Origin of the sequence: Pseudofrancisella aestuarii (genome assembly GCF_003574475.2) — a bacterium.
Lineage (GTDB): Bacteria > Pseudomonadota > Gammaproteobacteria > Francisellales > Francisellaceae > Francisella > Francisella aestuarii.
In genome coordinates this window covers 203,727-224,719 of sequence record NZ_QLIS02000002.1, presented here as the reverse complement: position 1 = coordinate 224,719, position 20,993 = coordinate 203,727, and the positions used below count along the sequence as shown (strand labels likewise).

Sequence of the window (20,993 nt, the reverse complement as noted above, 5' to 3'; positions counted from 1 at the left end):
TCATGAAATATAACTATTTTGACTATAAAAATGACAAACTTCCAACATACGGCTCAGTAGTATATTTTGCTTACCGTAAGCTAAATAATGATAAAAAACAAATATTATATGCTCTTGATCAAATAAAATCTCAAATAATTTCATGTACCGAACTATATGACAATATAGAAGTAGCTAAAGAAAAAATGAATTGGTGGATTAAAGAAATAAATTCAATTAAAAATAATGAAACTGTATCATCCCCACAATTAAAGCTATTACTAAATCATTTTGACAAAGATCTTCTTTACAAAAATATTATTAATGATATTACCCATTCAATAGAAAATAGTAGTCAGTCAGAAAGAGATTTTAATAATCATATTAAGGTAAACTTTTTAGGAATCGAAACACTAAAAGCCTTATATCTTAATAACTTTGATAAAATTGACCAAGCAACTATTGAACAAATAAATAAAAATAATGAAATTATTAGGCATATTTTTTGTATGCCTAAACACTATTACAATCAAATTATATTTGATGAGAAAATACTACCCAACATGTCTCAAAGTGAGTTTAGCAATATATGTAAAACTTGGAGAAAAGAATATAAAGAGGTAAAAACCAACAAAACCCTTAGACCACTAAACACTATCAATAAAATACATAATAAAATGGCTATTAAATACTCGAAGAAGGTAAAGTCTCCCTTCAGAGAAACCTTAGTTTTTAGCCCTCTTACTTTATTATTCTACTCGATATAGGAAATCGTATAGTGAAAAGAATCTTCTTATTTTTTTACTCATTAAAACAACTTTTATAAGCTATGCAAACACCAGCTATTTTCTAGATAATAACTATATCCCAGAGAATAAAATTAATGAAAATAATACTTATATGCAAAACAATTATTTAGAAACTCAAACCTCTATGAATAGATCGACAAATCCTGATCCCGTTAAAATAGATGCAAACTATGTCAAAGGACTTGGCTATGGCGATGTAGGTGCAACACTCACTTTCTAGCTATAGAAACTCTATCTCTACCATTTAAATCTTTTATAACTCTAATATCTAGAAAACCAGCATTAGCAAATAATTTATAAATGACTTCAGACTGAGTATAGCCATGTTCAATATATAGCTTGCCATTACTATTTTTCAGAAAATTTTGAGCTTTAGATATAATTAATTCTATATCTGCTAAACCGCCATCATTTGCAAAAAGTGCTGAATGAGGCTCATACTTTTTGACTTCATCATTAATTTCAGAATCTTCTATATCTATATATGGAGGATTTGAGACTATAATATCAAATTTATATTTTGCTAAATTTTCATACCAGTCACTTTCAATAAACTTAATATTATCTACATTATTTTGGTTAGCATTTATTTCCGATTGTTTTAATGCTTCTTTTGAAAAATCAACTGCTATTACGTTACTATTTGGATATTCTGCTGCTAAAGCTATTGCTATTGCACCACTTCCCGTACCCAAATCTAAAATATCTAAAGCTTCGTTCTTATTAGGATAATCATTCAATACTGCTTCAATCAAAGTCTCTGTATCAGCCCTTGGTATTAAGGTATGTTGATTAACAAAGATCTTTTGTTTCCAAAAATGTTTATAACCCAAAATATAAGCTAATGGTTCACCCTGCGTATATCTAAAAATTTTCTTTTCAATTTCTTCTACTTGGATATCTATTAAGACCTTATCACCATATAAATAAAGATATGCTCGATCTACATTTAGCACATCACAGATAATACTTTGAAGATCAGTTTTCGAAGCTTCATCTTTAAGCTCTAGGTTTAATAGATTTTCTTTTAGAATAAATGAAATAGTTTTATCATTCATCTGACATAGCAGCTAATAAATCTGCTTGATACTCTAATACTAGTGGCTGGACAACACTATCTAAATAACCTTCCATAACTTCATCTAACTTATACAATGTAAGGTTAATTCTATGATCTGTAACTCTACCTTGAGGATAGTTATAAGTTCTTATCCTTTCAGATCTATCACCACTACCTACAAGATTTCTTCTAGTATCAGATTGTTCTTTTTGCTGTTTATCTATCTCTGCTTGCAACAGCTTTGACTTCAGCATAGACATAGCTGCAGCTCTATTTTTATGTTGAGATCGTTGATCTTGACACTCAACCACCACGCCAGTAGGAATATGTGTAATACGAATAGCTGAGTCAGTCTTGTTAACATGCTGTCCTCCAGCACCAGATGCTCTAAATGTATCAACCTTTAGATCAGCTGGATTTATATCAATACCTTCAACTTCATCAACCTCTGGCATAACCGCAACTGTACATGCTGATGTATGTATTCTTCCTTGCGATTCTGTAGCCGGAACACGTTGCACCCTATGGGCTCCAGACTCAAATTTAAGTTGCGAATAAACACCTTCACCATTTATTTTTGTAATAATTTCTTTATACCCACCATGCTCACCTTCACTAGCCGAAACAACTTCCATTTTCCAGCCTCTATGCTCAGCATACTTACCATACATTCTAAACAAGTCTCCAGAAAAAATTGATGCCTCATCTCCACCAGTTCCTGCGCGTATTTCTAAAAAAACGTTTGCATCATCATTAGGATCTTTAGGTAATAAAAGAATTTGAAGCTCTGATTCTAATCTTTCTATAGATTCATTAGCTTGCTTTAACTCTTCCTTAGCCATCTCTCTCATTTCAGGATCGCTTTCATTTAACATTTCATAAGCAGTATCTTTATCGCCTAAGGCTTGCATATATTGATTAAAGGCTTTCACTATAGGTTCTAGATTAGAGTACTCTTTTGATAATTCTCTAAATTTATTTTGGTTAGAAATAACGCTAGCTTCTCCCAATAAAGCACTAACTTCTTCGTGCCTCTCAACTAGACCTTGCAATTTTGCTTTTATAGAATCTTTCATTTAAATTATTCTTCCACTTTTAAGCCGAACATTCGCTTCATATATTCTAGAAAATCTTTACGACCTTCTTTTGAAGCTTGTTTCATCCCTTTTACAGGGTAATGTAATACTTTCTTTTTAAGATCATAGGCAAATCTTTTCATTACTTCTTCTGGATCTTTACCATTTCGTATTTTGGCTAAGCTTTTTTCCAAAGAAGAGTCTATTATATTATCAGCCTTATCAAAAAGCTCTTTGATAGCTATATGTGAAATTATGGATTTCTCTTTAGCAATGAACTCCTCTAAAGATTTCACAATTATTTTCTCTGCCCTATTAGCTTCTTTTCTTCTTCTATCTCTACTATCTTCCATTACTGAATTAATATCATCAACACAATAGTAAATACAATTAGATAAATCTTTGATTTCTGGATCTATAACTCTAGGGATAGATAAGTCTATAAAAACTCGTTCTTTTAAATTATCAATATCAACCCTATAAAGTAGATACTCTCCAAAAGAAACAGCTGAAACTATAATATCCGCCTTATTAGCTAACTCTGATAAATCATCTAAATTATGGCTTGTCGCATTAGTACTATTTTTTACAATTTTTTCAGCTTTTTCCATAGTTCTATTAGCTAGTAAAATTCTTTTAGGATTTAAAGCATCTATATGTCTAAAAAGTAATTCTCCAGTTTCCCCAGCACCAATTATTAAAACTTTCTTACTAGAAATATTATCTAACTGTTTTTTAGCCAGTGAAATTGCTGAGAAAGCGACAGAAACTGGGCAATATCCTATCCTAGTCTCTCTACGAACTCTCTTTGCTGTTGAAAAGACTTTTTGAAAAACTCTATCTAATTCTTTTCCTAAAGAATTGTTTTCTTTACTAACATTATAAGCTGCTTTTACTTGTCCTAAGATTTGAGGCTCTCCTAGAACCATTGACTCTAAGCCACATGCAAGCTTCATAAGATGTTTTATTACTTCAGTGCCCTGTCTTAATCTAAAATAATCTTTTACATTATGACTAGCATCCTTTGTTCTTGCTTGCCACCAGGTAATAACTTGATCAATAATCTTTAAATCATCTATATCTAAATACAATTCCGTTCTATTACAGGTTGAAATAAAAACAGCGTAATTTACACTTTCTATTTCAATAATAGAATCATAAAGCTCTTTACTATCATTATGATTCAAAGCAAATTGACTTCTAACCTCTACAGAAGCTTTTTTATAATCAATTGCTAAAGATACTAATGCCATAAAATTTAAAAACTCAAATAAAAAGACTTAAAACAAAGCCAATATAATAATAAAAACCTCTCTGATTTTAACATAAAATCAAATCACATTGAATTTTTAATGTTAATGATTATTAACAACCCAACAACTTTTATGATAAAATTTAGGGATAAAATTTTGTTAATCAGAAATCTATCATGAAAAAACTTCTAAATGACTTACCAAACAAGCAAAAGAAGTTAATTTATAGCTTAACTTTAATAATTTTGATTGCTTTTATATCTCTAGCTGTATGGCAATACAATAAGAACAAAAATGCGGAAGAAATGTTACAAGCATCTACAGAGTATCAAAAAGCTATACTTACATATGAAAACTCGAGCATATCAAGCTCTACGAAAACAAATGGTTTTACAAAAGTAATACAAGAATACCCTCATACTGCTTTTGCTATTTTCTCAAGCTGGTATTTAGCTAGTGATGCTATCAATAATACTAGCTTTAATAACTTTGATATTAAAAATCTTCAAGCATCAGCCAATAATGGAAAAGCAAATTATAATAAAGCTATTTCAATTCTTGAAAATAGTGCAAAAGAAAACCCTAACAATAATTTAACTAACATTACAAAAACTAGATTAGCTAGATTATATATCGCTACTAATCAAATAGATAAAGCTATCTCAACTATAAACTCTATAGCAACATCTCAACAAACCTCTTATACACTATTGATCTTAGGTGATGCCTACCATGCAAACGGCAATAATGAGAAAGCTACAGAGATTTGGAAGAAAGCTAAAAATTTAAATACCAATCCTGATATCGATAATTTATTAAATAAAAAAATAAATAGTATTATCTAACATGAAAAATCTTTTTAAGAAAATAATTATTCCCTTAATTTGTACTTTTACAGTCGTTAGCTGTACAAAAAGTAATATTCCTCCGCCTACTCCTTTGGAAGAAAATCCTCCTCAAGCAGTTTTAACAACTGTAAAGTGGAAAACCCCTACAGGGAATGGCAATGGCGGCATAGGCAACTATAATTTATCTCCAACTGTTACAAACAATACTGTAATAGTCCCAAATCAAAATGGAAAAGTTTTCGCAATTGATTTAGATACTGGCAGTGTTAAATGGCAAGAAAATACTGAAGCAAAAATATCAAGTCAACCAAATACAATAGCAAATGCAGTGGTTTTTGGCTCAATTAAAGGAGATTTAATCGCTTTAGATACAGATAATGGTCAAACTCTTTGGAAAACAACAGCTCCTAGTAGCTTATTTTCTCAACCAACTGTATATGATAATTCAGTTTATATTTATACTCACGATGGAAGTATATCTGCTTACAATGCTATAAATAGTGAACAACTTTGGACAGAACCGAATATTCTTCCAGACCTAATCCTTCCTGGAAATTCTTCCCCAATAGTTTTAAATAATACTGTTATGATAGGCTCCTCATATGGAACAATCCTTGGTTTTACCGTAGATGATGGTGACAGAACAATAAACATCCCTATAGCTATTTCTCAAGGATCATCCCCTGCTGATCGAATGGTTGATATTGTATCTACTCCTATGCTTTATGGAGACTATCTAATTTTTGCCGCATACCAAGGTGCTATAGTTGGTATAGATAAAGATAAAGGTAAAATGCTGTGGGCTAAAAAAGCATCTATAATAAATAATATCGAAATTAATGATAATGCAATTTTTACTACCCAAGCAGACAGTTCAATAAAAGCTTATGATATTACAACCGGTGATATCTTATGGACACAAGATATCTTAAAATGGCGAGATATAACATCTCCTATTTATTATAAAGGTATGATCGTAGTTGGAGATTATGAGGGATATCTACACTTTTTTAACTCCATAAATGGCCAATATTTAGGAAGGCTCAGATTAACAACACCTGAAGATGCTTATTTTACTAAAGGAATAAAGGGTGAACTTATTCCAACAGAAAAAGGAATTGTTGTTGAAGCTGATAATGGCGATACTTATCTTGTTGAAGCAGGAAGTGATGCTGTTATTTATACTACTGTCCTCAGTGACCATGTTTTAGATAAAGGTAAAAGTGTTAGCCATATTGACCCAGTTGTGATAGAGTCTGATGAAGAAATTGAGAATCCAGAAGTTATAAGCTCTGGTAGCTCACAGAAAACTACAGCTCCGGCTAAAAATGTAAACATTATCGTTGCAGATCTTAGCCCACAAAAGGTAAATAATGAACAGAATTAAGAAGCCTTCTCTTTTCATCCTTATACTTATGGTTTCTCTTGGGCCATTTGGAGATACCATATATGCTCCTGCCCTACCCGAAATAGAAAAGTTGCTTCATACAGACTATGCGTATGTTCAACTTACTATTACCTCTTATCTTCTAGGCTATGCAGTTAGCCAATTACTATATGGACCATTTTCTGATAGATATGGAAGGAAAAAAGTCATCCTTGTAGGCTCTTTATTTTTTATTATAAGCTCTATCATATGTCTTTACAGTCATAGTATTGATACCTTAATTTATGGACGGCTTCTTCAAGGATTTGGAGCAGCTGCTGGTGGAGTGATTGCAACCGTAGCAGTGAAAGATGCTTTTGAAATAGAAAAACAAGGCTCAATATTTGCAATTATGAATATTGCTTTTGCTCTAGCACCTGCTATTGGCGCGATAATTGGAGTTTTTATCCAAGCACATGTTATATTTTTAGTTTTGTTAGGCGCTGCCCTTTTCCTTTTTATAAAAGTTTTATTATTCTTCCCTGAAACAAATAGAAACTTAAATAAAGATGCTCTAAAAACTAAACATTTTGTAAGAAATTATTTAGTTTTGTTTAAAGATCATCAATTTGTTGTAGCAACTTTATTGCTGGGCTTAAATATAAGTATTATTTATGGATGCTTAGTTGAAATCCCCGATATTCTTTTAAATAAATTACATTTAGATAAAATAAAATTTTTACACTTCCTAATTTTAATAGTATCCGCTGTTATTATTGGTAGCCTAATTTGTGCAAGACTAAGTAAATCAGTACCATACAAAAATCTCATAACTACAGGAATGCTCATAAGTTTACTTTCAGGCTTCTTATGCAGCTTTATATTTAAGCATTTAGATGGCATGTGGTTAATGTTTGGCCTAACATTCGTACTTTCCCTAACATTTGTTGGGGTATCTTTTACAGTACCTCTACTCACCCCAATTGCTTTAGAAAATTTTAATGATACTGCTGGAGCTGCTTCATCTATAATGGGCTTCTCACAAATGGGTATAGCATCACTAACTACAGCAATAATGAGTCAACTAACTTTTAGTACTGAAACGACACTATCATTGGCATTTATAATATTACCACTCATCGGTCTTTTAATATTTATCCCTTATAGTTGTTATTTCTTAAAAAAATAATTACTATTTGTACTAGTTAAACTTATAAAAATTCTTCTATAAAATGCAAGATTATAGTGCAAAATCGCTTGAAGTCTTAACAGGTCTAGAACCCGTCAAGAAAAGACCTGGAATGTACACAAACACAGAAAACCCAAACCATTTAATACAAGAAATAGTAGATAATAGTGTCGATGAGGTTTTAGCTGGATTTGCAGATAAAATAGAAATTAATTTATATAATGATGGTTCTATTGAAGTTATAGATAACGGTCGTGGTATGCCTGTTGATATTCATCCAGAGCATCAAATGTCTGGTATCGAACTAATAATGACTAAGCTACATTCAGGCGGTAAATTTAATAATAAAAACTATACTCATTCTGGAGGTCTTCATGGTGTTGGAGTATCTGTAGTCAATGCTTTATCTCAAAGGTTAGAAGCTGAAATAAAAAGAAACAGCGAAATATATCATATTGTTTTTGAAGATGGTTTTAAAGTAAAAGAATTAGAAATAATAGGTACTGTAGGCAAAAAAAATACGGGAACTAAAGTTAGATTCTGGCCAAATAAAAAATACTTTGATGATATAAAAATTAACATAAGGGCTTTAAAAAATTTATTAGAAGCAAAAGCCATCCTCTGTAAAGATCTCACTATAAAATTCTTTTATGAAGCAAAAAAGGAAAATATTACTTGGAATTTTCCTAATGGATTAAAAGATTATCTTCAGCATAAACTTGATGCAGAGACATTACCTCAACAACCTTTCTTTATTGATAATTTTTCTAATGGCGAATCTTACCTAGATGCCATATTCTGCTGGTGTGAGGCTCCTGCTGAAAATATCAAAAACAGTTACGTAAACCTTATACCCACTCCTCAAGATGGAACTCATGTAAACGGTTTTAGAAATGGTATTTTTGATGCAATAAAAGCATATACAGAAAATAATAACTTAGGACAAAAGGCTATAAAAATAAATGCTAATGATACTTTTGTAAATGTAAACTATGTAATTTCTGTAAAAATAACAAATCCTCAATTCTCTGGTCAAACTAAAGAAAAGCTTTCAAATAAAGATGTTACTTCTTTTGTAGCTAATACTGTTAAAGATATTCTCATAGTATGGCTTAATCAACATCCCGAAGAAGCTGGACAGATAATTGAAAATGTTTTTAAAGCTGCTCAAAAAAGAATAAATAGTGACAAAAAGACAGCTCGTAAAAGAATAATGTCTTCTTCGATAAGATTACCTGGAAAGCTTACTGACTGTATAAGCTCAGATATAAAAACTACAGAGCTTTTTATAGTTGAAGGAGACTCAGCTGGAGGCTCAGCAAAACAAGCTAGAGATAAAAATTTTCAGGCTGTGATGCCACTAAAAGGAAAAATTCTAAATAGCTGGGAACTTGATGCTGATACAATCATGAGCTCTCAAGAGGTTCACAATATTGCTACAGCCATAGGAGTAGAACCTGATAATGATGATATTTCTGGACTTAGATATAATAAGATATGTATATTAGCTGATGCTGACTCAGATGGTTTACATATTGCAACTTTGTTATGTGCAATGTTTCTAAAACACTTTAAAAAGCTTATAGAAAATGGACATATCTATATTGCAAAACCCCCTCTTTTTAGAATAGATATTGGTAAAAAAACTTTCTATGCCATTGATGAATTTGAAAAAGATGCGATTCTTAACCAGCATGCTAAAAATCTTAAGGCTAACATCATGAGATTCAAAGGGCTTGGAGAAATGAACCCATCACAGCTAAGAGAATCAACAATGGATATAACTTCAAGGAAGTTAGTACAACTAACCTTAGCTTATGATAAAGCCTCTGATAATGAGATGTTAGATAAGCTCTTAGCAAAAAAGAGAGCTAAGGACCGTAGAGAGTGGTTAGAACACTATGGTAACTTAGCAACATCTGCAGAAAATTAGTCTCACAACTTTATTTAATAAGCTATAAAAAGTAGCTTAAATTTATCTAAATTGTTAAACTTTTAAAATAATCTAAATTAAATAGAAGCTATGTTACTTCAGAAAAAACTAATTGCTTTAATAATCATTATAATTTCAATTGGATTATCTTTAGAAACTATAATAGCTTCTCATCATTCTGAAGCAAGTCCTGTAGATATGGTAAAGAATGAAGAAAACAATCCTCTTGGACACGATCCATATGCTGAAGTATTAATTACAGCCGATGAATGTAGCAATTATCAAGTTCTGATAAATGACTACCCTATTTATTCTGATAATAACACTAGTGGCACTATTATTCCGATAAATCCATATATATCAAATGGAACAAACACATTAGCTATTGCAGCTAAAACTGGTGAATATAGAGAAGATAAAATTTGTAAGGTCTCAGTAGTTTTGCAAGTTAAAAGCGCCTCTAAAAAAGATAGTGAAGCATTAGAAATAACCAAACTTGTATTTAATGGATATCCAACAGAAAGTATAAAAGAATCTAGTGGTATGGAGTTATTAGGCTTTAATGGAACTTCATTTGTAAAAGATAAAGATGGATATATTTTAGTCAGTCGCCCAAGATTCCAAAATGGTGACTACTACTATGGCTACAATAGTGAAACTAAAAAACGTGAACATATGGAAGGGACAAGAATTAGTCAAAACATTAGACTCCCGATTGATTTACGTGATTGGAAATGGCTTCACCATGCGAGTAAAATAGAAAATAATGATGAAACAAAAAAAGAAATCATGGCTATCTATGAAGAAATTTGGACAGATATTCGTAGAGAGGATTGGGATAAACTAGAAAAAATCTTTGCAGCTAAAGATAGGAAACTTAGTAAAGTTCTTTATACTAAAATTAATACTGCAAAAGATATAAAGGATGAGATTGCTAAAGGAAACTATGTTAAATCATTAAGTGCTGACACTATTAAAAATGATGTCTTTATAAGTGTTTATGGTGAAGGTTATGTTGCTGAAGCAACTTTTGCTAATGGTGACAACATATTACAATTTAATGCACCTTCAGGAACTACTAATAACAGTTATAATGTGATTTTTGCTAAAGTTGATGGTGAATTTAAAGTAGTTCGCTAATCTAAAAACATATTCTTTGTTTTATCAATAATAAATTTGTTAATTAATTTTAACTTTAGTAGAATTATGCTTAATATTTAAAAATATTTAAAATAAAAATTCTTACAAGGGTCTTCCGACTATGACTTTATTAAAAATTTTCCTTAGAAATTTAATACTTTTTATTTCTTTATCTTTTACCTCAACTTTAGCCATAGCTGCTATAGATCCTGTAACAAAAGCGGCATCTCCACTAGAAGCTATCGAAAAAGATAAAAACAACCCTTTAGGTAACAAACCATATGCTGAAGTTGTTATAAACTCTATAGAATGTGATTATCAAGTTCTTATAAATGATATTCCTATATATTCAGAACAAAATGCTGAGGATACTATTATTCCTGTAAATCAATATATGGATGATTCTGGTACAGTATTAACAATTGTTACAAAAACTCAAGACAGAGTCTGTAATGTTTCAGCAAAATTACAAATTAAGCATGCTGGGCAAAGCAATGAAGAAGCTTTAGAAATTACAACATTAAGTCTTGGCAATCATCATAAATATAGTACAGATGATTCTACAGCAGCTATAAAATTAGTATTTGATGGAGATGACTTTAAGCAAAATAAAAATGGTTATATAGTAATAAATAACCCTATATTTGAGACTGGCAATGTTTATTATGGATACAATGAAGAAACCAAAAAACGCCAATATATGGACGGTACTAAAATAAGTCAAATTATTAACCTTCCTATAAACATACCTCACTGGGATTGGATAAATGGAGAAAAAATAAAAAATAATTCTAAAACTAAAAAAGAAATTATAGCTATCTATGAGCAAATATGGTCAAACATCCGTTTAGAAGATTGGAGTGAGTTAAGAAAGATGTTTGCTTATAAAGATAAAAGCCTTAGTAAAGCCCTTTACCATAGAGTTGATACTGTAAAAAGCATTAGAGAAGAGATAAACAGTAATCACTATGTTAAGCCTCTAAATAGTGCAACTATAAAGTATGATATTTTCATAAATATTTATGGCGATGGAAAGCTAGCAGATGTAACTTTTGCAGATGGTGATGGAATATTACAATTTAGCACCTCTCCAGGCACAATTAGTTACAATTTGGTTTTTGCTAAGATAAATGGTAAATTCAAAATAGTTCGCTAATATTATTGAATATAAATCTTAAAAAATAACTTTATCCCACTCAAAGAACTTGCCTGGATCAGTTTTTCTTTCTGGAGCAATATTTTCATGTCCAGTTATATTTATAAGACTTGGATAAGACTTTCTTAAATCTCCTAACAATCTATTTAGAGATTCATACTGTCTATCTTTATAATCCTCATTATCTGCACCTTGCAACTCTATACCTACAGAAAAATCATTGCATCCTTCTCGCCCATTAAAAACACTCTTACCCGCATGCCAAGCTCTATCATTTACAGATACAAACTGTATAATTTTTCCATTCCTTTTAATATAGAAGTGAGCAGAGACTGTCATAGATTCAACACTTTCAAAACTTTCATGAGCAGCAATATCTAACTTATTTAAAAAGAAATCTTCTACATTGTTATTGTTGTATTCACCTACTGGTAAACTTATACAATGAAGAACTACCAAAGAAGGTTCTTCATTATCAGATCTTTGATTAAAGTTTGGAGATTGTAGATGTGTTGCTCTTTTATACCAACCATTTTTAAACATATTATAAATTAAATAATCTTTGGTTATAACTGTGGTAGTATTATACTCTAGATATAAACACTTTAAAAACCTATAAGGCTTATAAATATGAATTGTTTAGACTGTAAGCTCATGAAAAATACAGTAATTTTTGGTGTCTTAACTTTTATACTAGCTATCCTTTCTTATAATTATTTAGACCAAAATATTGTTTTAACATTACATAATAGTGATATCTTCAGCTCTGATCAGGCAGAATTTGCGACTGCTATATCTAAAATATTTTCACCTAAAATATGGTTAATAATTGCTATAGTAGCAACTGTTATTTGCATACGTAACCATATTAAATATGGTAAGTCATCTAATCAACTGTATACTTTTTCATTAACATTAATAATGGCTATAATAATTACAACAATTCTAAAAGTTATAGTAGCTAGATATAGACCAGAAGCTTTAATCTTTGACGATAAATTTGGTTTTCATTTTTTCTCAATGAAAAAAATATATAACTCCATGCCTTCTGGACATACAACACTTTCATTTGCTGGTCTTTTAGCTTTTGCTAATTTCTTTAATAAAAAATGGTTAACAGTCACTGTAATAATTTTAGGGACAATAGTTGCATTCACTAGAGTTATTATCATAGATCACTATCTTTCTGATGTGATTGTAGCCATATATCTTGGAACTTTTATCTACTTATGGTGTAAGGCTTTCGTGAATAGATATAATAGCTAATTAGACAGCTTTTAACCGTTTAGGAACATAATTACATAATGGCTCTTCTGCCATATAGTCATTATTCATATAATGAGCTCTAGCTCTACATCCCCCGCAAATCTTTATATATTCACAAGCTCCGCATTTACCTTTATATTCTTTAAAATTTCTTAAGTTATTAAATATTTCTGATTCATTCCATATTTCAGCTAGATCTTGCTTAAATATATTTCCTGCTTTTAATGGTAAATAACTACATGGGTTAACATTACCCTCAACATCAATAGTCATTATAGATTGACCAGCGATACATCCCTTTGATCCACCTGTTGAAAATGATAAAGATCTAGATTTAGTACTTTTTCCTTGATCCTTATTTTTCTCAAAACGAATACGATAATAATGAGGTGCACATGTTGGACGAACTAACATTTCTTCTTCATCACTCTCCATATTATAGTGCCAATCTAAGGCTTCATCATATTTCTCATCATGTAAAAGTTCATCCATTAGTTGTTGACCTCTACCTGTTGGAACAACCATAAACATATACCAAGAAGTCGCACCAATCTCTTTTGCTAATTGATATGTTTCTTTTATTTCATCATGATTATGTTTTGTAAATGAAGAGTTAACTATAAAAGGAATATTATGATTTCTAAATAATTCTGCTGCTCTTAAGGTAGCTGCGAATGCGCCCTTTTGTTTTCTAAAGGTATCATGAGTCTCCTCACAAGAACCATCCAAACTTAATGAAACAATTCTAATACCACTCTCTTTTATTTTTTCACAAACTTTATTCGTAACTAAAGTCCCATTTGTTGCTAAGGCCATTCTTAGACCTTTTCTAGTTCCATAATTAGCTAATTCAAAAATATCTTCTCTTAACAATGGCTCTCCACCTGAAAGAACTAAACAAGGCTGAGAAAATTCCGCAATTTTATTAATTACTTCAAATCCTTTCTCTGTAGAGAAATCTAGATGTTTATAACTGCCTAAGCAAGCATTAGATCGACAATGCATACATTCAAGATTACACTCTCTTGTAGTTTCCCACGCTATCCACTTTGGTTCAAATTTCATAATATTAATCTCTAAAATCTAACTCCCTACCGCCAGCTTCAATATACTTTATATAAATATGCCTATCTGCTTCTGGCAAAAACCCTTGACCCTTTTCCGACCATTCTATAAAAGAAACTGCTTTATTATCAAAATAATCTCTAATACCTATCCACTCAAGTTCTTCTGGATCAGCTAATCTATATAGATCAAAATGATAAATATTAAGCTTCTCAAAATCATAAGTCTCAACTAAAGTATAGGTTGGACTTTTAACATTCCCAGCGTACCCCAGAGCTCTTAAAACGCCTCTTACAAAAGTAGTTTTCCCAGCTCCCAAATCACCATGCAAAAAGATTACTGTATTAGATTCTAAAGTTTTAGCATACTCTGCAGCAAGCTCTAGCATTTGCTCTTCATTTTGAACTATTTTTTTCATATTCCTTCAAAAATTCCCCAGCCATAACAAATGACCCAAAAACTACCGTTACAGTATCTTTTTTAGACATATAAACCGAGCTTAAATCTTTATGATAATCAACCCAAACTATATTCTGTCTCTCAAACTCTTCTTTAATTTTATTAATATCTAAAGCTCTATCATCTACCTTTTGTAAATCTATAACATCCCACCTATAGACATATTGTTTAGCTATTTCTAAAATAGTTTTTATATCTTTTGTTCTTAAAATTCCAAATATAGCTTCAAATTTTATTTCTCTATCTGAATCTTTAAATTTCTCTATTAATAGTTTAAATAAATGTCTTACTGAAGCTTCATTATGTGCTACATCAACAACCACATAACTATTATTTTTCAAATCTTGTTTTAAAAATAGATATCTAGCATTTGCTCTTATATGCGCAAATCTTGGAATATAACTTATTTTCATTTTCGAAAATAAATATTGAGCTATTCCCATAGCTATATTATAACTATCTGTAAAACAATCGACTTGATTAGATTCATATCTCAAATCAAAAATCTTTGCTTGAGCTGCTTTTGCATACTCAATAACACTATTAGGCACTGAAGACCCTAAAAATAGAGGGATTTTTTCCCTACATATTGCAGCTTTTTCTATACCTATTTTTTCAACTGTATCACCTAAGATTTCACAATGATCTAAGGAGATATTAGTTATTGCAGTAATATCAGGATCAAGAGCATTTGCAGCATCTAGTCTTCCTCCTAAACCAACTTCCAAAATTAAATAATCAACAGGAATCCTCTGAGATAACAAACAACAACATAAGAAAGCAATCTGATAATATCCCAAGCTATAATCTTCTGTTAATTCTTGTAATCTTTCTAATAGTTCTAAAAGTAAATTATTTGAAATTGGCTTTTTATTTATACAAATTCTTTCCTTAAATTCGTAAACATGAGGGGACGTATGACTAATTACATTTTTATTATTTGCTGTCAACAACTCTTCTAACATGGCCACAGTAGTACCCTTACCATTAGTACCTGCTACTGTAATTATTTGAAATTTTTTATTAAAATTAACTCTAGAAAGAATCAAAGGAATGTCCTCAAGGCCACATCTTTGACCCTGATTAGACATTATTGAAGATATTTTTACATCAACATCCATATACCATAAAAGTATTAAGCATTATGCTCTAAAGCTTGGGTATCATTAATCTTAGCAAGAGCAGGTAATAATTTATCTATGATCTTATAAACCTGATCTCTCAAGTTTCTACGATCTACAATCATGTCAACCATACCTTTCTCAACCAAAAATTCACTTCTCTGGAAACCTTCCGGAAGCTTTTCTCTAACTGTTTGTTCTATAACTCTAGGACCAGCAAAACCGATCAGTGCTTTTGGTTCAGCTATATGTACATCTCCTAACATTGCTAAAGACGCTGATACACCACCAGTTGTTGGATCTGTTAAAACAACTAAGTATGGTAGTTTAGCTTCTGCTAGTTTTTCTAATGCTGCACTTGTTTTAGCCATCTGCATTAATGAAAACAGAGACTCTTGCATTCTAGCGCCGCCACTAGCTGTGAAACATATAAAAGGCACTTTTTTCTCTATAGCAAGGTTAACACCTCTTACAAATTTTTCTCCAACTACAGATCCCATAGAACCACCTAAGAACATAAAGTTAAAAGATGCAGCAACTACAGGAAGTCCATGAACTGTACCCTCTTTTACAACAAGAGCATCTTCTTCACCTGTTTTTTTCTTCGCTTGAGACAATCTATCTTTATAAGTTTTAGTATCTTTAAATTTGAGCATATCTAGAGGCTGAATATTCGCAAAATGCTCAATTGCTGTACCATCATCTAAAAAGATGTTTAATCTATCTCTAGCAGAGATTCTATGATGATGATTACAGTGAGGACAAACGTACTGATTATTTTCTAACTCCTCAGAATATAAAGTTACTTGACAACTTGGACACTGGCTCCAAACACCATCTTTTACACTTTTCTTTTCTGAATTTAAACCTAAGCTTCTGCTTATAACTCTTGTCAACCAACTCATAAAAAACTCCTTTAAACTATTATGCTATTTCAATAGAGCTAAAAAAATATGCAATTTCTTCTTTAGCAGTTTCTTCAGCATCAGAACCATGAACAGCATTTGCATCTATACTATCTGCAAAATCTGCTCTAATTGTACCTTTAGCTGCTTCTTTGGGATTTGTTGCACCCATTAACTCACGATTTTTAGCAATTGCATCATTACCTTCTAAAACTTGGATCATAACTGGACCAGAGATCATAAATTCTACTAGTGCGCTAAAAAATGGTCTTTCTTTATGTACAGCATAAAATCCTTCAGCTTCTCTTCTTGATAATTGCTTCATTTTTGCTGCTACAATTTTCAAATCAGCCTTTTCAAAGCGACTATAAATTTCACCTATAACATTTTTAGCTACAGCATCTGGCTTTATAATAGATAACGTTCTTTGTTTATTCATTATTTTATTTATTCTCCAATCAAATATCACTTTTGTGATTATAGCACTTTTCCAACCCAAATAACAAAGCTCTACTTATATTTAAAACTAATGATTTTTCATACCTGCTTCTACAAAAGCTTCAAATAATCGATGTCCATATCTTGGAGTTGACGTAAACTCCGGATGGAATTGACATGCTATAAACCATGGATGATCTGGTATTTCTATAATCTCAACCAAGCTCATATCAGCACACTTTCCTGAAACCACCATGCCATTTGATTCTAAAGCTTCAACATAGTTATTGTTTACTTCATACCTATGTCTATGTCTCTCAACGATTTGCTCTTGACCATAAACCTCTTTAGTTAAGCTTCCCTCTTTAAGATTACATTTATAACCACCTAATCTCATAGTGCCACCAAGATCTGACTTAGAAGTTCTTACATTTATAGTACCATCTTCTTTTTTCCATTCTGTTATAAGACCTACAACAGGGTTTTTAGTACTATGATCTAACTCACTTGAGTTTGCATCTTTTATGCCTAAAACATTTCTGCAATATTCGACAACGGATAACTGCATACCTAAGCAAATACCTAAAAATGGAATTTTATTTTCTCTAGCATATTGAATTGCAAGTAATTTACCATCGATACCTCTACTACCAAATCCTCCAGGAACTAATATTGCTCCCACATCAGTAAAGAAAGATTCCACATTATCAGCTCTTATCTCTTCTGAATCTACGAATTTGATTTTTACTTTGATACCTTTTTTATATCCAGCATTATATAAAGCCTCATTTAGTGATTTATATGCTTCTGTTAGAGATACGTACTTACCAACCATAGCTATAGTAAGTTCTCCTTTAACATTAGCTATTTCATCTACTACATTTTTCCACTCTGATAAATCTGCATCACCAGCTTTCAATGATAATAACTCAACTAACTTAGCATCAAAACCTTGCTCATGATATCTAGTTGGAACTTCGTAAATAGTTTTAACATCTTCGGCAGTAAATACGCAGTCATTACTAACATTTGTAAATAAGGCTATTTTTCTTTTTTCCTCTTCACTAAATATTTGCTCACATCTACATACAAGAATATCAGCTTGGATTCCTATACTTCTTAGCTCTTTAACAGAGTGTTGGGTAGGTTTAGTTTTAATCTCACCTGCAACTTTTATATATGGCAAAAGAGTCAAGTGTACAAACAATGTCCTTTCTCTTCCTAAATCTTGTCTTAATTGCCTAATAGCTTCTAAGAAAGGCAGTGATTCGATATCTCCTACAGTACCACCTATTTCAACTATAGCCACGTCTATATCATCAGCTATTCCTTGTTTGATTCTAAGCTTGATTTCATCAGTTATATGAGGAATAACTTGTATAGTTGCACCGAGATAATCTCCACGTCTTTCTTTCTTCAAAACGCTTTGGTAAACCCTACCAGTAGTAAAGTTATTAGCTTGAGTCATTCTTCTACGGATAAATCTCTCGTAATGTCCCAAATCAAGATCAGTTTCAGCACCATCTTCTGTAACAAAAACTTCCCCATGCTGTAGTGGACTCATAGTTCCAGGATCAACGTTTATATATGGATCTAGTTTAAGCATGGTCACGTTAAGACCCCTACTCTCTAAAAGAGTCGCTAAAGATGCTGCTGTAACGCCCTTCCCTAAGGAAGAAACCACACCGCCGGTAACAAAAATAATTTTAGTATTAGAATTCATTTTAGACACATGAAAATAGAAAAATCATGGAACCTAATAATAACATTTTCAGATAAAAGTTACTACCCACTTTCTTTATTTTTTAATGTTATTAAGGGTATTAAGGGTATTAATATAGAACTAGATATAAAATTACGATCCACAAGAAGTTAAATGCTTTTTTAGTAAAAAAACTTAATTTAGATAGTTTAAATTATTTAATATATTTATTTATCAATTTCACAAAAGCTGTTGGATCTTCTATTTTTGCTCCCTCAACAAACATCGCTTGCATTAACAACAAATTAGATATATCTCCAAAAACTTCTGTATCTGCTTCATCTTTTAATTTTTGCACTAAATGATGCTCTGCATTAAGTTCTAAAACTGGTTTCATACCCATACCAGGCATAAATGCTTGGCCAGCTTCTTCCATCATTTTTTGCATATGTAAACTCATACCATAGTCATTAACAACCACACAACTAGGAGAATCTGTTAATCTCTTAGAAAGTCTTACATCTTCCACCTTATCTTTAAGAGTTTCTTTAACTTCTTTTAAAACCTTTTCAAAGTCTTTAGTTTCTTTCTCAAACTTTTCTTTTGTCTCTTCTGTTTCAAACTTATCTAAGTCTATATCACCCTTAATAATAGACTTCATGTGCTTGCCATTAAACTCAGTTAGGAAAGACATCATCCATTCATCCACCCTATCTGTAAGTAAAAGAACCTCGATACCTTTCTCTTTAAATACTTCTAACTGAGGATTATTAACAGCCGCTTTAAAACTATCAGATGTAATATAATAAATAGTTTCCTGACCTTCTTTCATTCTAGAAATATAATCGTCTAATGATACAGTTTGCTTAGGATCATTTGTTTCTGTAGACGAGAATCTTAACAAGCTTGCAATCTTTTCCTTATTAGCCGCATCCTCAGATACACCTTCTTTTAGAACCTGACCAAAGTTATCCCAAAATTTTTGATATTTTTCAGCATCACTTTTAGCAAGCTTTGCCAGCACGCTTAAAATCTTAGATACCGTAGCTTTCTTAATTTTATCTATGACCTTGTTGTGTTGTAAAATTTCTCTAGAAACATTTAGAGGTAAGTCTGATGAATCAACAACACCTTTCACAAATCTTAAATATGCAGGAAGAAGCTCTTTATTTTCCATAATGAATACTCTTCTAACATATAATGATAAACCATAATCTTTATCTCTATTCCAAAAATCGAAAGGCTTATTTTCCGGAATAAATAAAAGACTGCTATACTCTAAATTTCCTTCTACTTTATTATGAGACCATGTAAGAGCATTACTAAAATCATGAGAGATATATTTATAAAACTCATTATATTCCTCATCTGTAACTTCATCTCTAGATCTTAACCATATAGCTTTAGTGTTATTAACAGTCTCATATTCATCTTTAACTACTTCTTTACCATCTTTGAATTCTACTTCTTTCATTTGTATAGGAGTATTAATACAGTCTGAATATTTATTAACTAGACCCTTCAAAGAGTTATAATCTAACAAATCAATATCTTCTTTTTTAAGATGAAGAATTATTTCAGTACCTCTACTATCTTTAGTTATATTTTCAATTGAAAATCCTTCTTCAGCAGTAGAAACCCATTTAGTAGCTGTATCTTTACTTTGTCCAGCTTTTCTAGTTTTTACTGTAACTTTATCAGCAACTATAAAAGATGAATAGAAGCCGACTCCAAATTGTCCTATCAATTGACTATCTTTACCTGCATCACCAGTTAAATTTTCAATGAATTTTTTAGTTCCTGATTTTGCAATAGTTCCTAGATTCTCAATAACTTCTTGCTCAGCCATACCTATACCATTATCACTAACAGTAATAGTTTTAGCTTTTTTATCAAAATCTATTTTAATAGCATAGTTAGTATCGCCCTCATTAAGTTCTGGATTAGCGATACTTTCATATCTTAATTTTTCAATAGCATCAGAACTATTAGAGATTAATTCTCGTAAAAAGATCTCTCTATTTGAATATAAAGAATGAATAACCAAGTGAAGTAACTTATCTACTTCTGTTTCAAAAGTATAATTTTTCTTAGACATTTTATATAACCCTCTTTTGTTATATTAGATATAAAAACATTCAATATTCTTATATATGAGAGTCATACATTATTTTTCAAGATTTTTTTCTTTCTATTCTACAAAATATAAAAAACTAGTTTCTTTATAT

20 protein-coding genes are annotated in these 20,993 nt (G+C 31.1%); 9 read left to right on the top strand and 11 right to left on the bottom strand.

Annotation, left to right across the window (positions count from 1 at the left end; all coding sequences use genetic code 11):
• Positions 1-2 precede the first annotated feature (2 nt).
• Together DNK87_RS05125 and DNK87_RS09030 are read left to right on the top strand one after the other, a co-directional pair.
• The gene (locus DNK87_RS05125; RefSeq protein WP_119329826.1) at positions 3-746 is read left to right on the top strand and encodes a hypothetical protein; all 744 of its coding nucleotides are present in this window, start codon (positions 3-5) and stop codon (positions 744-746) included.
• Between the two features lie 133 nt (positions 747-879).
• Positions 880-1,008, top strand: a complete 129-nt coding sequence (locus tag DNK87_RS09030) for a hypothetical protein (RefSeq protein ID WP_280177130.1) — start codon at positions 880-882, stop codon at positions 1,006-1,008.
• Here DNK87_RS09030 and prmC read toward each other — a convergent pair.
• Genes prmC through DNK87_RS05110 form a run of 3 tightly spaced genes read right to left on the bottom strand, consistent with a single transcriptional unit; the run spans position 998 to position 4,177 of the window.
• Positions 998-1,846: a peptide chain release factor N(5)-glutamine methyltransferase gene (prmC, locus tag DNK87_RS05120; RefSeq protein ID WP_119329825.1), complete on the bottom strand. Its 849-nt coding sequence runs from the start codon at positions 1,844-1,846 to the stop codon at positions 998-1,000. The genes DNK87_RS09030 and prmC overlap by 11 nt on opposite strands.
• Positions 1,839-2,924, bottom strand: a complete 1,086-nt coding sequence (gene prfA / locus DNK87_RS05115; protein ID WP_119329824.1) for a peptide chain release factor 1 — start codon at positions 2,922-2,924, stop codon at positions 1,839-1,841. The genes prmC and prfA overlap by 8 nt, the downstream gene beginning before the upstream one ends.
• Positions 2,925-2,929: 5 nt before the next feature.
• A complete protein-coding gene (locus DNK87_RS05110) occupies positions 2,930-4,177 on the bottom strand; it encodes a glutamyl-tRNA reductase (RefSeq protein WP_119329823.1) in 1,248 nt (415 codons plus the stop codon).
• A 176-nt stretch (positions 4,178-4,353) separates the two neighbouring features.
• Between DNK87_RS05110 and DNK87_RS05105 the strand changes: the two genes are divergently transcribed.
• From DNK87_RS05105 to DNK87_RS05080, 6 genes are all read left to right on the top strand, one after another.
• A complete protein-coding gene (locus DNK87_RS05105; protein ID WP_119329822.1) occupies positions 4,354-5,022 on the top strand; it encodes a YfgM family protein in 669 nt (222 codons plus the stop codon).
• Between the two features lies 1 nt (position 5,023).
• A complete protein-coding gene (locus tag DNK87_RS05100) occupies positions 5,024-6,412 on the top strand; it encodes an outer membrane protein assembly factor BamB (RefSeq protein ID WP_119329821.1) in 1,389 nt (462 codons plus the stop codon).
• Entirely contained in the window at positions 6,399-7,580 is a 1,182-nt protein-coding gene (locus DNK87_RS05095; protein ID WP_119329820.1) for a multidrug effflux MFS transporter, read from the top strand. Before DNK87_RS05100 ends, DNK87_RS05095 begins: the two co-directional genes overlap by 14 nt.
• Positions 7,581-7,623: 43 nt before the next feature.
• Complete coding sequence (gene parE, locus DNK87_RS05090; protein WP_119329819.1) at positions 7,624-9,513, top strand: DNA topoisomerase IV subunit B; 1,890 nt, start codon at positions 7,624-7,626, stop codon at positions 9,511-9,513.
• 90 nt (positions 9,514-9,603) lie between these two features.
• Positions 9,604-10,653 carry a hypothetical protein gene (locus DNK87_RS05085; protein ID WP_119329818.1) on the top strand — a complete coding sequence of 350 codons (1,050 nt, stop codon included), beginning with the start codon at positions 9,604-9,606 and terminating at the stop codon, positions 10,651-10,653.
• 121 nt (positions 10,654-10,774) lie between these two features.
• The gene (locus DNK87_RS05080; protein WP_119329817.1) at positions 10,775-11,809 is read left to right on the top strand and encodes a hypothetical protein; all 1,035 of its coding nucleotides are present in this window, start codon (positions 10,775-10,777) and stop codon (positions 11,807-11,809) included.
• A gap of 18 nt (positions 11,810-11,827) precedes the next feature.
• On the opposite strand, the gene ampD is transcribed toward DNK87_RS05080, so the two are convergent.
• Positions 11,828-12,352, bottom strand: coding sequence for a 1,6-anhydro-N-acetylmuramyl-L-alanine amidase AmpD (gene ampD, locus DNK87_RS05075; protein ID WP_119329816.1), 525 nt, complete (start codon positions 12,350-12,352; stop codon positions 11,828-11,830).
• 87 nt (positions 12,353-12,439) lie between these two features.
• Between ampD and DNK87_RS05070 the strand changes: the two genes are divergently transcribed.
• The gene (locus tag DNK87_RS05070; protein ID WP_119329815.1) at positions 12,440-13,075 is read left to right on the top strand and encodes a phosphatase PAP2 family protein; all 636 of its coding nucleotides are present in this window, start codon (positions 12,440-12,442) and stop codon (positions 13,073-13,075) included.
• Here DNK87_RS05070 and DNK87_RS05065 read toward each other — a convergent pair whose 3' ends face one another.
• The 7 genes from DNK87_RS05065 to htpG all read right to left on the bottom strand — a co-directional run bounded on the left by DNK87_RS05065 (position 13,076) and on the right by htpG (position 20,863).
• Positions 13,076-14,140, bottom strand: a complete 1,065-nt coding sequence (locus DNK87_RS05065) for a radical SAM/SPASM domain-containing protein (RefSeq protein ID WP_119329814.1) — start codon at positions 14,138-14,140, stop codon at positions 13,076-13,078.
• Positions 14,141-14,144: 4 nt separating this feature from the next.
• Entirely contained in the window at positions 14,145-14,558 is a 414-nt protein-coding gene (gene tsaE / locus DNK87_RS05060; protein WP_119329813.1) for a tRNA (adenosine(37)-N6)-threonylcarbamoyltransferase complex ATPase subunit type 1 TsaE, read from the bottom strand.
• On the bottom strand, positions 14,536-15,720 hold the full coding sequence (locus DNK87_RS05055; RefSeq protein ID WP_119329812.1) for a bifunctional folylpolyglutamate synthase/dihydrofolate synthase: 1,185 nt from the start codon (positions 15,718-15,720) through the stop codon (positions 14,536-14,538). The genes tsaE and DNK87_RS05055 overlap by 23 nt, the downstream gene beginning before the upstream one ends.
• Positions 15,721-15,734: 14 nt before the next feature.
• Entirely contained in the window at positions 15,735-16,625 is an 891-nt protein-coding gene (gene accD, locus DNK87_RS05050) for an acetyl-CoA carboxylase, carboxyltransferase subunit beta (RefSeq protein ID WP_119329811.1), read from the bottom strand.
• A 19-nt stretch (positions 16,626-16,644) separates the two neighbouring features.
• Positions 16,645-17,064, bottom strand: coding sequence for a nucleoside-diphosphate kinase (gene ndk, locus DNK87_RS05045; protein WP_119330138.1), 420 nt, complete (start codon positions 17,062-17,064; stop codon positions 16,645-16,647).
• Between the two features lie 87 nt (positions 17,065-17,151).
• Entirely contained in the window at positions 17,152-18,786 is a 1,635-nt protein-coding gene (locus DNK87_RS05040) for a CTP synthase (RefSeq protein WP_119329810.1), read from the bottom strand.
• Positions 18,787-18,979: 193 nt separating this feature from the next.
• Positions 18,980-20,863 carry a molecular chaperone HtpG gene (gene htpG / locus DNK87_RS05035; protein WP_119329809.1) on the bottom strand — a complete coding sequence of 628 codons (1,884 nt, stop codon included), beginning with the start codon at positions 20,861-20,863 and terminating at the stop codon, positions 18,980-18,982.
• Positions 20,864-20,993: the final 130 nt, after the last annotated feature.